The sequence below is a fragment of the Paludibaculum fermentans genome, assembly GCF_015277775.1.
GTDB classification, from domain to species: Bacteria; Acidobacteriota; Terriglobia; order Bryobacterales; family Bryobacteraceae; genus Paludibaculum; species Paludibaculum fermentans.
Window position 1 is genome coordinate 8,137,847 of record NZ_CP063849.1, and the last position, 15,021, is coordinate 8,152,867.

The window sequence follows — 15,021 nt, forward strand, 5'->3', positions numbered from 1 at the left end:
GTTGTAGGCGGCGCAGCTCCAACGGATCATCGGATTCATCAGCGCGGCTCCGCGGTCCGGAGGCTCATCGACCTCGTTTTCGCCAAGGAGGCCGCCATGCGGTCCAACTCCAAGCGGAGGGCCGCGCTGCCGTCCGTTGTGACCCGGTGGTAGCGCCTGCGGCTGTCGGCGTCGTCGGGACCTTCCACCTCCTCAGTCAGGCTGTGCTCCAGCAGCCGCTGAATGGTGGTGTAGAGCGTGGCCGGCACAGGGTTGGCATCGAGTATCTGGGCGAGACGAGATGTTACAGTCTCTGCCCGGAAGGCCGCAGATTTCGATTGATCCAAAACAAACAGACGTAGTAGTATAACAAGCAGAATTAGTAGGAAGCATGCCGTCGCCAAAACTCACCAAGCTGGAACTTCGAATCATGGAAGCGCTCTGGAGACTCGGGCCTGTCTCCATTCGCGAGATTCAGGAAGACTTCCCGGAAGATGACCGGCCCGCTTACACGACCATCCAGACTACGGTCTACCGCATGGAAGACAAGCAGGCCCTGCGGCGTGTCCGGAAGATCGGCAACGCGCATATCTTCGAGCCGATGGTGGAGCGCAAGTCGGCCCAGAAGAACCTGATCGACGAGTTGCTGAGACTGTTTGGCGGGCGGAGCCAGCTCATCATGTCGCACCTTATCGAATCGGGGAACCTGACGCTGGAAGACGTACACGAGGCGGAGAAGACGTTACTGAAGCTGGCAAAGAAGGACAAGACGAGATGATCAGCGAAGTCCTGAACCTGACGAAGGGTGCGGCCTGGCCGGCCCTGGCGCATCACCTGTGGCAGTCGACGGCTTGCCTGGGACTGGCTGTGCTGCTGACTTCCGCGCTACGGCGGAATCGGGCTTACATCCGGTATTGGGTATGGCTGGCGGCCTCCGCGAAGTTTCTCCTGCCGTTCTCGGCGCTGGTCTATCTCGGAGAACGGCTGGGCTGGAGGTTGACTCCGGTGAGCTCGCCGTTGATCTACTGGTTCCTCGAAGAGAGCTCCGCTGGTGCCTCCTCGATGGTGCCGGCATTGCCGCCCGCGCTGCAGGGGGCTGGTGCGCCGATCCTGCCGCTTGTGTTCACAGGGATCTGGCTGCTGGGCGCGGTCTGCGTGCTTGCCCGGTGGCGGTCTGAGTGGAGGCGGAGCCGGATGGTTGTTCGAGAGGCAGTCCTGTTGCGGACAGGGTCCGAGTGGGATGCCCTGCAGCGGTGCCGCTGCCTCACCTCCATGTCGCGGTCGGTTGAGCTCGCGATCAGCCGGTCGGCCATCGAGCCGGGCGTCTTTGGAATCCTGCGTCCAACGATCATCCTGCCGGAGGCGATTCTGCGGCGTCTGACGGTGGAGCAACTGGAGGCGATTCTCTCTCACGAGTTGGCGCACATCCGGCGCCGCGACAACCTGCTGGCCGCGATGCATCTGTCGGTGGAAGCGGTGTTCTGGTTCCACCCGCTGCTCTGGTGGGTGCGGACCAGGCTGCTGGTGGAGCGGGAACGCGCGTGTGACGAAGCGGTGCTGCAGTCCGGCCGCGATCCGCAGGCCTATGCCGAGGCGATCCTTGTGGTCTGCCGGTTCTGCCTGGCTGCTCCGGCCGCCTGTGTGGCCGGCGTGACAAATGCCGATATCCGCCATCGCGTGGAGAGAATCATGAGCAACACGATTGGGGAAGGCTTGAACCTGGCCAGGAGGGCGATGCTCACGGCGACGGCTGCCGTTACGCTCCTTGCGCCGATCGTCATTGGGCTGCTCACCGCACCACACAGCCGCGCTCAATTGCTGGCGGCCGATGCCTCCATCCTGCCTGCCTTTTCGTTCGCGACCATCAAGCCAAGCGGCCCGGAAACTCGCCTGAAAGTGGATTTCGGACCCGGCGGGCGGCTGGTGATCAGCCATGCCACGCTACGCTTCCTGATGAAGATCGCCTACGACGTGGGCGACAACCAGATTCTCGGCGGGCCGAAATGGCTGGAGTCGCGCAGGTTCGATCTGGAAGCCAAGCCGGTGCCGGCCCTTGGTGGGGATCCTCGCAACATGACGGAGGATGAGCGCCGGGCCATGCACGAGCAGGTGCGGCTGAGGTTGCAGCGCCTGCTCTCAGATCGCTTTCATCTGCGGGTCAGGACCGAGGCGAAGGAGATGCCGATCTTCGCCCTGGTGGCGGCCAAGAGCGGTGCGAAGCTACGCGAGAGCCAGTCTGCCGGGCAGCCGGAGATGAAGTCCGGCCACGGGCAGTATACGGGCATGCGGGTGAGTCTGGAGCAGTTTGCGCGGTTTCTGAGCGAAGGACAGACGGGCCGGCCGGTTGTCGACATGACGGACCTGAAAGGTGTGTTCGACATTCACCTGCAGTGGTCTCCCGATCCCGGGCAGTCGCTGTCTGCCCTGGATGCAACGAATGCCACGCCGCCGCCGGCCGATAGTGGCGGGGTCACCATTTTCACGGCCCTGCAGCAGCAGTTGGGCCTGAAGCTGGAAGGCCGGAAGAGCCCGTCGGACTGCCTCTTCGTCGTCAGTGCCGATCTGCCATCCGAAAACTAGACCGCTCTTCAATTGAACGGCCAGCATCCAGGAGTCCTCGCTTCCCATGCCACACGTGTCGTTGCGCTATTGCCATTGCCTGGCGGGGCTGCTGGCGGCCTCATTGGAGCTCTTTGCCGGCGAGCACCGCGGGGTGGTTCGCATCGGCGGCACGGCAGTTCCAGGTGCGCAGGTGGTCCTCAGCCGCGACGGCCGAAGGGCAGTGGCTATGACGAACCTGAAAGGCGAGTACACCGTTGCCGATATCGGGGATGGGGTCTGGCTGGGGCGGGTCGAGATGCGCGGATTTGTGCTGCTGGAGCGCGAGGTGCGCGTGGCGGCGAATCAGGAGGCGAGCGTCTGGAGTCTCGAAATGTTGCCGCTCGCCGCGATTGTCGGCAAGCCAGTATCGCTTGTTGTTGCGGCGCCTGCGGCCGTTGCGGCGGATCCGGACAACGGCGGTACGACGGATGCGCCGTCTCCCATGGCTGCTGACCTGCTGATCACCGGTAGTGTCAACAACGGGGCCGCTTCGCAGTTCGGACAGTCCGCTGCCTTCGGCAATCACCGGTCGACGTTGCGTGCCGCGTATAACGGCAGCCTTGGACTCATCGCCGGGCATTCCGCCTTGGACGCCCGTCCTTTCTCGTTGACTGGGCAGGAAACGCCCATGCCCGCCTACAGTCACTGGAAAGGCATGGCTGCCTTCGGTGGTCCACTGAGGATCCCCCATCTGTTGTGGCAGAACGGCCCCAACTTCACGCTGAACTACCAATGGACGCGGGACAGAAGCGCCGATGTTCAGGCGGCGCGCGTGCCCAATCTGGCGGAACGGGCCGGCGACCTCTCTGGTTTGACGGACCGACCCTTCGACCCGGCCAATGGTGCGCCTTTTCCCGGTGGTGTCATTCCGGCGACCCGCCTCAGCCCGCAGGCGCAGTCGTTGTTGCGCCTGTACCCCGAACCAAGCTCCGCGTCAGGCGCACGATACAACTTTCAGACGTTGACTCCCGGCGGGATGCAGGAAGACTCGTGGCAGTCTCGATTCACACAGTCCTTGAATCGCTCAAATCAGCTCGTGGGCTCCTTCTCCGGACAAAGCACGCGGGCCACTGCATCGAATCTTTTCGGATTCCAGGATGGGACCGGCACGCTGGGGCTCAATGCCAGTGCAGCCTGGCGGCATCTCGTTTCCACGCGCCTCTCGATCGTGCTCGGGTATCAATATAGCCGGCTGTCCGCCCGGACCACGCCGTTCTTTGCGGGGCGCTCGAATGTCTCAGGAGACGCCGGCATTTCGGGCAACAACCAGGACGCCGCAAACTGGGGGCCGCCCAAGCTGAATTTCTCCGGAGCCACGCCCTCGCTGGTAGACGTGAACGCCTCGTTCACACGTAATCAGACCAGCGGCGCATCGTTCAGCGGACTCTGGAACCGCGAGCGGCACAACTTCGCGTTCGGCGGAGACGTGCGCCGCCAGCAGTTCAACCTGCTCGCCCAGCAGGATGCGCGCGGCACGTTCGGCTTCACGGGTGCGGTGGCAGGGTCTGACCTGGCCGGGTTTCTACTGGGTTTGCCGGATACCAGTTCCATCGCGTTCGGCAACGCCGACAAGTACCTTCGCGCCGGCCTGTACGACTGGTTCTTCACCGACGACTTTCGTGTCTCACCTGGCTTCACTCTGAATGTCGGCGTGCGCTGGGATTACGGTTCGCCCATCACCGAGAAGTACGGCCGGTTGGTGAACATGGAGGTGAGCCCTGGCTTCGGGTCCGGTGCGCCTGTGGTCTCTTCCAGGCCCGTCGGCTCGCTCACCGGGCGGAACTTTGGTGACTCGCTGCTTCGTCCTGACTATGCCGGGCTGCAATCGCGATTGGGTCTCTCCTGGCGGCCAGTAGCGGCATCCTCGCTGGTGATCCGCGCCGGATCTGGAGTTTACGACAACACGGCGGTGTATCTGCCCATCGCCTCTGCCCTGAGCCAGCAGCCGCCGCTTTCGACGAACTTCAGCGTTCAGAGCACTCCCAGCGCGCCGCTGACCCTGGCTGACGGATTCCATGCTCCGGCTGGGGTGGCATCGAATACCTATGCCGCCGATCCGGATCTCCGCGTTGGCTACGCTCACGTCTGGAACATATCTCTGCAGCGGGATCTGCCGGCAGGGCTTGCGATGACCGCATCCTACCGGGGCATCAAAGGGACTCGAGGGCTGCAGCAGATCCTGCCGAATACCGTGCCCACGGGAGCCGCCAGCCCATGCCCTGGCTGCCCGGTTGGATTCGTGTACCTGGAATCGAACGGAAACTCGTCGCGGCATGCGGGCCAGTTTGAGTTGCGCCGGCGGTTCCACGATGGACTCACTGCGCAACTGCAGTATGTCTACTCGAAGTCGCTCGACAACTCCGGGCTCGCCGGCGGTTTCCAAGGCGGCCAATCGATCGCGCAAAACTGGCTCGACCTGAAGTCGGAGCGCGGGCTCTCCAGTTTCGATCAGCGTCATCTGCTGAACCTGTCGGGCCAGTACACCACGGGCATGCGCAAGAGGCGCGCCGCCTGGCTGCCGGCGTGGGGCGATGCGCTGGCCAACGATTGGAATCTGGCGGCGCAGTTGAGTGCCGGCAGCGGGCTGCCCCAGACGCCAATCTACTTCGCGGCGGTCCAGGGCACCGGCGTAACCGGCAGCCTGCGGCCCGACTTCACAGGAATCCCCGCGACTCAGGCGGCGCCTGGCTTGTTCCTGAATCCCTCCTCGTTTCGTACGCCTGCCATTGGGCGATGGGGCAACGCCGGGAGGAACTCGATCACCGGCCCCGTGCAGTTCAGTATGAACGCGTCGCTTGGCCGGACCTTCCGCGTGGGCGAACGACTAAGTCTCGACCTGCGCATTGAGGCCGTGAACGCCCTCAATCACGTCACCTTCACTGGTTGGAACACCACGGTGACCAGCCCGCAGTTCGGTTTGCCGTTGGCCGCCAATCCCATGCGCGCGGTCCAGACGACACTGCGGCTCAGGTTCTAGGACACGGAAGGACGCCCGATGACACAGTTCCGCACCGGCCTTTGCCTCCTGCTGATGAGTTGCACCCTGGGCGCGCAGCAGTCGCCGGATGCAGCACCCACCTTCACCAGCAGCGCGCAGCTTGTCGTGCGGACGGTCTTCGTCAAAGACAAGGCGGGCCGGCCGGTGCAGGGGCTCACCGCGAAAGACTTCACGATCACGGAAGACGGTAAGCTTCAAACCGTGAGCCTATGTGAGTTCCAGACTCTTAGCGGCCCACCCGCGGGGACGGAGCCGGCGGCGCTGCCGCAACCCCGCCCGGGCGCCGCACACAGCGCGTTTTCGCAGCCCGCCGGATACTACCGAAACCGGCGGCTGCTGGCGATGTACTTCGACATGACGGCCATGTCCGTAGCCGATCAACTGCGCGCCCTGACAGCGGCCCGCAAGTTCGTGGAATCCGGGATGGACCGCGCCGACCTAGTCGCTCTCATGAGCTTCGCCGGCGGCGCGGTGCGGATTGAGCAGGACTTCACGGACGACCGAGGGGTTTTGCTCAAGTCCATTCAATCCCTGGTCGTTGGGGAAGGGCAGGGCTTCCAGGGGGATCCAAACGATGCCAGTTCGCCGGCCTCCGGCGCGGCCTTCGGGCAGAACGACGGCGAGTTCAACATCTTCAATACAGACCGGCAGTTGGCGGCGCTCCAGACAGTCACTTCGCTCATGGCGCACCTGCGCGAGCGGAAGTCGCTGCTGTATTTCGCTGGCGGGATCCGCATGGACGGCGTGAACAACCAGGCTCAACTCACGGCTACGATCAACGCGGCCGTGCGGGCCGGCGTCGCGTTCTGGCCGATTGATGCGCGGGGCCTGCTCGCCCAGGCGCCGCTGGGGGATGCCTCAACGGCGGCGCCAGGCGGGACGGCGGTGTACACGGGAGCGGCCGCCCAGGCGGTTGCGGCCAACTTCGATCGCTCGCAAGACACGCTTTGGTCCCTGGCCGCCGATACTGGCGGTCAGGCGCTTCTTAACTACAACGACCTCTCGCGCGGAATCATTCAGGTCCAGCAAGCCATGTCGAGCTACTACGTTCTCGGCTACTACACCGCGAATCAGGCTCGGGATGGACGCTACCGGCGCGTTAGGATCGCAGTTGCTGCGCCTGCCGTGGCGAAAGTGGAATACGAGCCCGGCTACTATGCCGGCAAGGAATACAGGAATTTCACGCTGGCTGATAAGGAGCGCCAACTGGAGGAGGCCCTGATGGAGGCCGATCCGGTGACGGAACTTACTATGGCGCTGGAGGTGAACTTCTTCCAGTTGAATCGCGCGGAGTACTTTATCCCGGTCACGGCCAAGCTGCCCGTGCAGGAACTAGCCGCGGGGCGCGGCAGCGGTTCCAGCCGCCTGCTCATCGACTTCATCGGCGAGGTCCGCGACGAGTTCGGGGCGACGATTGCGAATCTGCGCGACAAGGTGGAAGTGCGGCTGGCCGGCAGGGATGCGCCGGAGTTGGCCAATCGCTCGGTCAACTATGATGCGGGCTTCACGTTATTCCCTGGCCGGTACACGATCAAGATCCTGGCACGAGATGCTACCAGCGGCCGTATTGGAACCTATCAGACGAAGTTCCTGGTGCCCGACCTCAACCAACCCGGTCCTGGAGTTCCCATCAGTTCCGTTGTGCTCAGCAGTCAATTGGCTGAGTTGGGCAGCGCCGCGTTCAATGCGAAAAAGGGCTCCAGTCCGGCTGCGGATCCGCTAGTGCAGGGTACGCGGAAACTCATCCCGAGTGTGACCCGCGTGTTCCATCGGCAGAGCCCGTTCTATGTCTATCTGCAGGCCTATGCGCGCCCAAGTGGGAACCTGCACCCTTTGGCCGGCTTCGTGACGCTTTATCGCGACCAGGCGAAGGTCTTCGAATCCAGCGCGATTGCGGCCTCCGAAGTCTCGACAGCGAACGGAAGGGCGATCCCCCTGCGCTTCGATCTGGCACTGGGCGCGCTTTCGCCGGGCCAGTACGACTGCCAGGTGACGGTGCTGGATCCCAGCCAGGGGACTGCTGCTTTCTGGCGGGCGCCCGTAATACTCGGGCCTTAGCCGCCCTGCGACGCTGTTTGCCAACCCACAACGGCCATTCTCGACAGCCTGCTGCTTCCTCCTCATCGACGCACGGTCAGTTCGCAGCATTTCCGGTGTCAACTAATGCAGGATGAGGAACGACGTGGCGCTGATCACCGATCCGAGGGCGGCACTCGTGATGCCCGAATACCAGAAGAGATGCTTCCTGGTGAGAATCGCCAGCGATGAGAAGACGATCGCCATCTCCAGGAAGATTTCGCCGATGTGGAGGCGCAACGCGCGGCGGCCGGACAGGGCACTCTCCTTGCTCAACTCCTGCGCCTTGTCCTTGATCTCTTCTCCCTCCTTCTCATAGCGGGTCAAATTGGATTCGTATTTGGCCGCCTCCGCCACTGCCCGGTCGCCCGGCGTCGCCTTCAAAATGTCCCGGGCAACCTCCGACTGATACCTCCGCAGGGACTTCGCCTGGAAGAACGCCCACTGGTCGGACGCTTTCTGCTGGGCCAACAGTTCCTCGGTCGTCATCAGGTGACCGTAGACCGCGACCACAGCCAGCAGTGCGGCGATGATCGCCATGCCCGCGCCTGCCTTGCGGCTGAAATCGTCGTGCGCGTGCTCGGCGTGCTCGCGGAGTTCTTCGTTGACTGACATATCTAGTTGGATGCGCCACACGGTGCAGCGTTGCGGCGCGGGTACCGCTCTTTCGCCTTGTATATTGGGCGGCCCACTTACGGAACGAGGGGCCGGTGAGGAGCCGCGTCGAGGGATAGCTATCGAGGGTCCACGAATGTCCTGCGTCAGATGTTACAAGGTAGTCGCGGCTTTCTGTGGTGTTGCCACAGGAGTTATGACATTCTCATGTGTGAATACCACATGAGTGCCAAGCAACCCGACCGGCTAGGCCTGCTCCAGGGCACCCTGGATGTGATGGTCCGAGTGTTGATCCATGCCGCGGAGGAAGGAAAGTGATGCAGACGTTGCACGAGCTCATCGCACGCATCCGATCGGTTCTCCAACGGCGCAGCAGGGATGAAGACTTCGACGCGGAGCTGAATCAGCATCTGGAACTGGCGATCGAGGACAACGTGCGTCAGGGAATGCCGCCTGATGAGGCGCGCCGGCTGGCACTGGTGCGACTGGGTGGCCTCCAGCAAACGCGGGAGCTGCATCGGGAAAGCCGCGGACTGCCGCTGTTGGAGACTGTGCTACGGGACCTCCGCTACGCGCTTAGAACCATGCGGCGCGATGCGGCTCTCACGACGTTCGCCATCCTCATCGTGGGCCTTGGCGTAGGGGCCAGCTCCACCGTTTTCTCGGTACTCGACACGCTGCTCCTGCGCCCGCTGCCCTTTTCCGATGCCGGACGCCTTGTCTGGATCGCCAATGGAGAATCCGCAAATCTTTCGGCTCAAACAGTTCAGGTGGACAACCTGCAGGATCTGCAGGCACAAACCCAGTCGCTCTCCGATGTGGCCGCCTACTCGCCCTTCTACGGCGCAGGCGACCTGCAACTGACGGGCGTGGGCGAACCGGAGCGCCTGACAGGTGTGCCCGTGACGGAAGACTTCTTCCGGTTGCTGGGCGTGCGGCCTCGGATGGGCCGGTCGTTCACGGCGGAGGAGTGCCGTTGGAATGTAGCTAAAACCGTTGTCCTGAGCCACGCTCTGTGGAAGCGCCGGTTCGCGACAGACCCGCATGTGGTCGGGCGCGCGATCACACTGGACGGGGCGCCTGCCACCATCGTGGGCGTGCTGCCGAGTACCTTCGATTTCGCCGCAACCTTCGCGCCGGGCACCCGCGCCGATCTGTTTGTGCCTTTCCCGCTGAGTCCGGAAACGAACCGGCGGGGTAATACGCTTGCGTTGATTGGACGTTTGAAGCCAGGAGTGGACCTGCGGACCGCACAGGCGGAGGCGGCCCTGATTGCAGAGCGCCTGATGGCGGGGCGTTCCAAAGATTCCCGCCGGAATGGCTTCCAGCCGCGCTTGAGCATGTTGCGCGACCACATCAGCGGCCGGTTCCGCTACGCCCTGTTGGTGCTGGCTGGATCCGTGGGCTTCCTGATGCTGCTGGTCTGCGCCAACCTCTCCAACCTGCTGCTGGCGCGTGCGTCGGCCCGGCGGAAGGAGATGGCAATTCGAACGGCCCTGGGCGCGGGCCGCGGACACCTGATCCGGCAACTGCTGATCGAAAGTGTTGTGCTTTCCTGCTGCGGGGCGGTATTGGGTCTTATACTGGCTGTCGCCGGAACGAGCCTGATTGCGCAGGTGGAAGGCACCAGCATCCCCTTGCTGCAGGCCATCCGGGTGGACGCCGCCGCGCTGTCCTTCACTGCCGCGATGGCGGGATTGACCGGACTGCTGTTCGGGCTCGCTCCGGCGCTTCAGGCTTCCGCGCCGGCCCCGCAGAGTGCCTTGAAGGAGACCGGACGTGGAGCCACCGGAGGCCGGGAGCGCGGCTGGCTGCGAGATTCCCTGGTTGTGTGCGAAGTGGCGCTGGCGTGTGTCCTTCTGACCGGTGCCGGCCTGCTGGTGCGCAGCTTCGTGCGTGTGCTCGACGTGGAGCTCGGATTCGAAACGAACAACGTGCTGGCATTGCGGATCGATCCTGGCCGCGCCTACGAGACCTATCAGCGGAAGCTGAACTACTTCGACGGCGTGCTGGAGCGCGTGCGTTCCCTGCCTGGCGTCGAACAGGTGGGCCTCACGGATGCGTTGCCGCTGGGCGACAACTATGGCTGGCGCTTGTGGGGCGTGGGCGATGCCGCGCGCACCTACCAGATGGGCGAGCGGCCGACTGCGCTGGTCCGCATTGTCGATGATGGCTACCTGCCGGCGATGAAGATCGCTCTTCGTTCGGGGCGGGCCTTCACGGCTTCCGACAATTCCTCTTCGGAACAGGTGATCCTCATCAATGAAATGCTGGCGAGAACGCTCTGGCCGGGCCAGGATCCCGTCGGACGGCAGGTTCGAACTTTGGGGCCGAATCCCTGGCGAGTGATCGGGGTGGTGGGTGGCGTGCGGTACTTCGGACTCGAGACGGAGTTCGCCTCCGAGATGTACCTGCCCATCCGGCAGACAGGGGACTTCAGCTCAGTGGATCTTGTGGTGAGGGGATCGCGCTCGCCGGCGGAGCTCGCGCCGGAAGTGCGCAGGGCGCTGAGGGCTTTCGATCCCAGGATGCCGGCGGCGGAGTTCCGGACCATGCAGCAGTTGGTCGATCACTCGGTCTTCTCCCGGCGGTTCGTGGTGTTGCTGCTGGTGGGCTTCGCGGTGTTCGGATTGGTTCTGGCGTCGCTTGGCATTTACGGGGTGATTTCGTATTCGATCAGCCAGCGGCGGCAGGAGATTGGCATCCGGATGGCGCTGGGTGCCTCCGCCGGTAACTTGCAGTTGAGCATTCTGTGGCAGACCGTCAGGCTGGCGCTGGTGGGGCTGGCAATGGGGGTGCCGCTGTCCTGGGCGGCTGCTCGCACGATGCGAGGGCTGCTATTCGGAGTACCATTTGCGGATCCGCTCACATTTGGAGCGGTTCTTGTGTTGCTGGCCGCCGTAGCGGCCCTGGCGGGATATGGGCCTGCTCGAAGAGTTTCCAGACTAGATCCGAGTTGCGCGTTGCGGAGCGAATAGCCGAGCGGGCAGGATAGCCGGTTCCTTCGTGCGGAGCCCCTTCGCAACGAGACTGGAAGTGCGTCCATTCGGTCAACTGAGGGGGAGGGTCCTGGCCTGAGGTGTCAATGCACCGATGACCATTAGCGGTCAGATGACCGCGGCCCGTCTCATCCCAGCGCCAGCCCGCCGCTGTTACCGGGCGATCCATCCCAGCGAGTGACCTTCGAGTGGCTCCCGGCGGCCGCAATTGCGGACGAGCCCTGACTTCACTTGGGTTTGGCACGCCGAGTGCACGAGAGAGGGGAGGCCAGCGGAAAACCCGATGGCCGAAGGAGCAACCAGGACCATGATGGAAACAGCATCGCCTCTCGGCGGGAAACTACAGGACACGCTGGAGCAGGTTGGTTCGCTGCGCCGTGCGGCGGGCAGGAAGTTCACGGACGCCCGGCGCGAAACGGCGAACGCGATCAAAGACTCGGCATCTTCCGTTCGGGAAGCTGGAGAAGCCCTGGATGAACTGGCTGAGCAGGCAGCTGCCCGGCTCGACCGCAGCGCAGCCTATGTCCGCAATTACGATCTGAACGGCTTGGTTCCGAACCTGCGGCAGGCCATTCGCCGCCATCCGGCCGGCTTCGTGGCCGGGGCCATCGCGGGCGGACTACTCATCGGGTTGGTGATCCGGGGGAAGGCCGGCAGTTGCAGTATCTGTGGGAAACAGCGGGATGCGGCCGGCCGCAAGTTTGCCGAGGAAGTCGAGGCATAGAGAGTGCTTCGAGATGATGCGGCTGGCGTTCAGATTCAGCAGTGTCCAGACTGAGCCCGGAATCGAAGCCGCCAGCGTATTCACGCGGGGCTCGCGCTCGGAGCCACCTGGCTTTCCAAGTCCTCCATGAGATGCTTCCGGCAAGTGTACAGCCTCCCCTCGGGGGAACTCGCAGCCCTGATTGGGGCAACCTTCCGTAGTTGGCAGGAAGACCGCGCCCCGCGGATGGGCGCGGCCCTTGCCTACTACCTGGCCATTTCCCTCGCCCCGACGGTGGTCATCATCCTGGCGGTCGCCGGCTGGGCGTTTGGATCGCAGGCCGCGGAAGGCCGCCTGGTGTGGCAAATACAAGATCTGGTGGGGCTGGAGGGCGCCAAGGTCATTCAATCGATGATCGATGGAGCTCACCAGCCGCTACGCGGGGTGACGGCCTCCCTGCTTGGACTCATCACCCTTTTCTTCGGAGCCACGGCCGTCGTCAGTGAACTGCGGGATTCCCTCAATACCATCTGGAAAGTGCCCGACGATGCCACCTTCAGCACAGGCCGCACGTTGCTGGAGTTCCTGAAAGCGCGCATGGTCTCGTTTGTCATGGTTCTGGGGGCCGGACTCTTTTTGCTGGCGTCCCTGATCCTGAACGTCTGGATCTCCTTCGCCGGTGAGTATCTGCGTTCCGTCGCCGCGCCGCCTCCGGCGCTGATTCGAATCGCCGACTGGGTTATCAGCTTCACCGTGATCACTGCGCTGCTGGCTTTCATTTTCAAGGTGCTGCCGAATGTGCAGTTGGAATGGTCCGATGTCGCCGTCGGCGCGGTGCTGACGTCGCTGCTTTTCGCCGCGGGGCGTTTCCTCTTGAGCGTCTACCTGACCAAGGCGGGCTTCAAGGACAGTTATGGAGCCGCCGGGTCGCTGGTGGTCCTGCTCGTCTGGGTTTACTACTCCGCCCAGGTGCTCTACCTGGGAGCAGAGTTCACTCGCGCCTACGCTCGCCGCTATGGGTCGATGGTGGTCACGGGTTTCCAATCCTGAACAGCGCGGTTCGTTGGAATGGCCCCTCCCCTCGCTTCCCGCCTCACTCTGACCTCTCCGCCTCCGTGGGATATCATCACCCAATGCCGATTTCCCGCCGCCATCTGCTTTCCTCTGCCGGTCTGCTCGCCTTCGCCGGCTCCACTTCCGCGCAAACACGCATTGGCACGGCGCGGCGGGCCGCCGAGTGGCAGTTCTCTTCCGGTAAACAGTACCTGGATCCCTTCCCGGTCGATGTCGATGTGGTCTTCGTGGACAAGGCAGGCAAGCAATCTGTGGTGCCCGCGTTCTGGTCTGGTGACCAGACGTGGCGTGTTCGTTTCGCGGCTCCCAGTGAGGGCCGTTACCAATGGCGCACGGTCTGTTCCGATACCGCTGACCAGGATCTGCATGGTGTACGCGGCACCCTCGACGTCGAGCCGTATCGCGGCGGCAATGCGTTGTTGAAACACGGCGCCATTGGCGTCGGGCCCGACCGCAAGCACCTCCAGCACGCCGACGGCACGCCCTTCTTCTGGCTCGGCGACACCTGGTGGATGGGGCTCACCAGCCGCCTGCGCTACCCCGAGGATTTCCAGGCTCTCGCCGTTGACCGGCGCCAGAAGGGGTTCAATGTCGTCCAGATCGTCGCCGGCCTCTATCCCGACATGCCGAGCTTCGACCCACGCGGATTCAACGAGGCCGGCTCCGCCTGGGAGCCCGAGTTTCGTTCCATCCGCCCCGCCTACTTCGACATGGCGGACGTCCGCATCCAGCACCTGGTGGACTCAGGGATCGTGCCCTGCATCGTTGGCTGCTGGGGCTACTTCCTGCCGCAGATGGGCATGCAGAAGATGAAGCAGCATTGGCGCTACCTGGTTGCCCGCTGGGGTGCGCTGCCTGTCGTCTGGTGTCTCGCCGGCGAAGGGACGATGCCCTATTACCTTTCAAAGACGCCCAAAGAGGATACGGTCGCGCAACGGTCCGGCTGGACCGAGATCGCGCGGTATGTCCGCCAGGTCGACCCGTATCACCGCATGGTGACCATTCATCCCAGTTCCACCGCGCGCAACTCCGTCGACGACCCGGCGGTGCTCGATTTCGACATGCTGCAGACCGGACATGGTGATCGAGACAGCATTCCGAACACCGTGGATAAAGTGACGGAGTCGGTCGCCCGCACGCCTCTGATGCCTGTGATCAATGGCGAGGTCTGCTACGAGGGGATATTGGAAGCGAGCCGGCAGGAGATCCAGCGCTTCATGTTCTGGAGTTACGTCCTCAGCGGCGCGGCGGGACACACGTACGGCGCGAACGGCGTCTGGCAGGTGAATACGCGCGAGACGCCCTACGGGCCCTCGCCGCATGGCCGTTCCTGGGGTGATACGCCCTGGGATGTCGCTGCTCAACTTCCGGGCTCGCGGCAACTCGGCCTGAGCAAGCAGTTCCTGATGCAGTACCCGTGGCATCGCCTGGAGCCGCACCAGGAGTGGGTGGAGCCGCACTCGGCCAAACCGAACTACATGCGGCCGTACGCGGCGGGCATTCCCGGTGAGCTGCGCATCGTCTTCATGCCGCCCATGTGGAACCCGCCGAAGGTGAAGCTGCTGGAATCCGGCAAGGCGTACAGCGCGCTCTTCTTCAATCCCAGCGATGGCCGTGTGCACAAGCTGGGCGAAGTGAAGCCTTCCGCGGAGGGGGAATGGCCGGTGCCCAATCCGCCCACCTTCCAGGATTGGGTGCTGGTGCTGCAGGCGGTGTGAGCGGCTTGGCTGCTACGTCCGCCCGCCGCCTCTGGAGATATTGAGGTAAAGGCGGGTTTGAAGGCGCGAAAGGGTTTCTGGTTTCAGGCCTTCGCCGCACGGGGTTACGGGGAAATACGGATCGACTGCCGGGGTTGCAGCCGGAATATAATTCTGGCAGATGCATCGTGGGAGTGCGAAATCAATGCTGAGAAGAATGGCAGAGGGTGCCCTTCTGCTCGCATTCGCTGCCGGGACGGGTTCCTGCTTCGCGGGGAG

Annotated in this window: 10 protein-coding genes; 8 read left to right on the top strand and 2 right to left on the bottom strand. The window is 63.6% G+C overall.

Features of this window, described 5'->3' with window-relative positions; all coding sequences use genetic code 11:
* Positions 1–38 precede the first annotated feature (38 nt).
* Positions 39–248 carry a hypothetical protein gene (locus tag IRI77_RS32265; RefSeq protein WP_194449056.1) on the bottom strand — a complete coding sequence of 70 codons (210 nt, stop codon included), beginning with the start codon at positions 246–248 and terminating at the stop codon, positions 39–41.
* Between the two features lie 122 nt (positions 249–370).
* Between IRI77_RS32265 and IRI77_RS32270 the strand changes: the two genes are divergently transcribed.
* The 4 genes from IRI77_RS32270 to IRI77_RS32285 are packed head-to-tail and all read left to right on the top strand — an operon-like array spanning position 371 to position 7,636.
* A complete protein-coding gene (locus IRI77_RS32270; RefSeq protein ID WP_194449057.1) occupies positions 371–757 on the top strand; it encodes a BlaI/MecI/CopY family transcriptional regulator in 387 nt (128 codons plus the stop codon).
* Positions 754–2,559: a M56 family metallopeptidase gene (locus IRI77_RS32275; RefSeq protein WP_194449058.1), complete on the top strand. Its 1,806-nt coding sequence runs from the start codon at positions 754–756 to the stop codon at positions 2,557–2,559. The genes IRI77_RS32270 and IRI77_RS32275 overlap by 4 nt, the downstream gene beginning before the upstream one ends.
* A 46-nt stretch (positions 2,560–2,605) precedes the next feature.
* Positions 2,606–5,557 carry a TonB-dependent receptor gene (locus IRI77_RS32280; RefSeq protein WP_194449059.1) on the top strand — a complete coding sequence of 984 codons (2,952 nt, stop codon included), beginning with the start codon at positions 2,606–2,608 and terminating at the stop codon, positions 5,555–5,557.
* Positions 5,558–5,575: 18 nt separating this feature from the next.
* A complete protein-coding gene (locus tag IRI77_RS32285; RefSeq protein ID WP_194449060.1) occupies positions 5,576–7,636 on the top strand; it encodes a VWA domain-containing protein in 2,061 nt (686 codons plus the stop codon).
* Between the two features lie 102 nt (positions 7,637–7,738).
* On the opposite strand, the gene IRI77_RS32290 is transcribed toward IRI77_RS32285, so the two are convergent.
* Positions 7,739–8,269: a DUF4337 domain-containing protein gene (locus IRI77_RS32290; RefSeq protein ID WP_194449061.1), complete on the bottom strand. Its 531-nt coding sequence runs from the start codon at positions 8,267–8,269 to the stop codon at positions 7,739–7,741.
* 317 nt (positions 8,270–8,586) lie between these two features.
* Between IRI77_RS32290 and IRI77_RS32295 the strand changes: the two genes are divergently transcribed.
* The 4 genes from IRI77_RS32295 (at position 8,587) to IRI77_RS32310 (ending at position 14,763) form a co-directional block, all read left to right on the top strand.
* A complete protein-coding gene (locus IRI77_RS32295; RefSeq protein ID WP_228486434.1) occupies positions 8,587–11,247 on the top strand; it encodes an ABC transporter permease in 2,661 nt (886 codons plus the stop codon).
* A 328-nt stretch (positions 11,248–11,575) separates the two neighbouring features.
* Positions 11,576–11,992: a hypothetical protein gene (locus tag IRI77_RS32300; RefSeq protein ID WP_194449062.1), complete on the top strand. Its 417-nt coding sequence runs from the start codon at positions 11,576–11,578 to the stop codon at positions 11,990–11,992.
* A 144-nt stretch (positions 11,993–12,136) separates the two neighbouring features.
* Positions 12,137–13,021 carry a YihY/virulence factor BrkB family protein gene (locus tag IRI77_RS32305; protein WP_194449063.1) on the top strand — a complete coding sequence of 295 codons (885 nt, stop codon included), beginning with the start codon at positions 12,137–12,139 and terminating at the stop codon, positions 13,019–13,021.
* 83 nt (positions 13,022–13,104) lie between these two features.
* Positions 13,105–14,763: an apiosidase-like domain-containing protein gene (locus IRI77_RS32310; RefSeq protein WP_194449064.1), complete on the top strand. Its 1,659-nt coding sequence runs from the start codon at positions 13,105–13,107 to the stop codon at positions 14,761–14,763.
* The last annotated feature ends 258 nt before the right edge of the window (positions 14,764–15,021 follow it).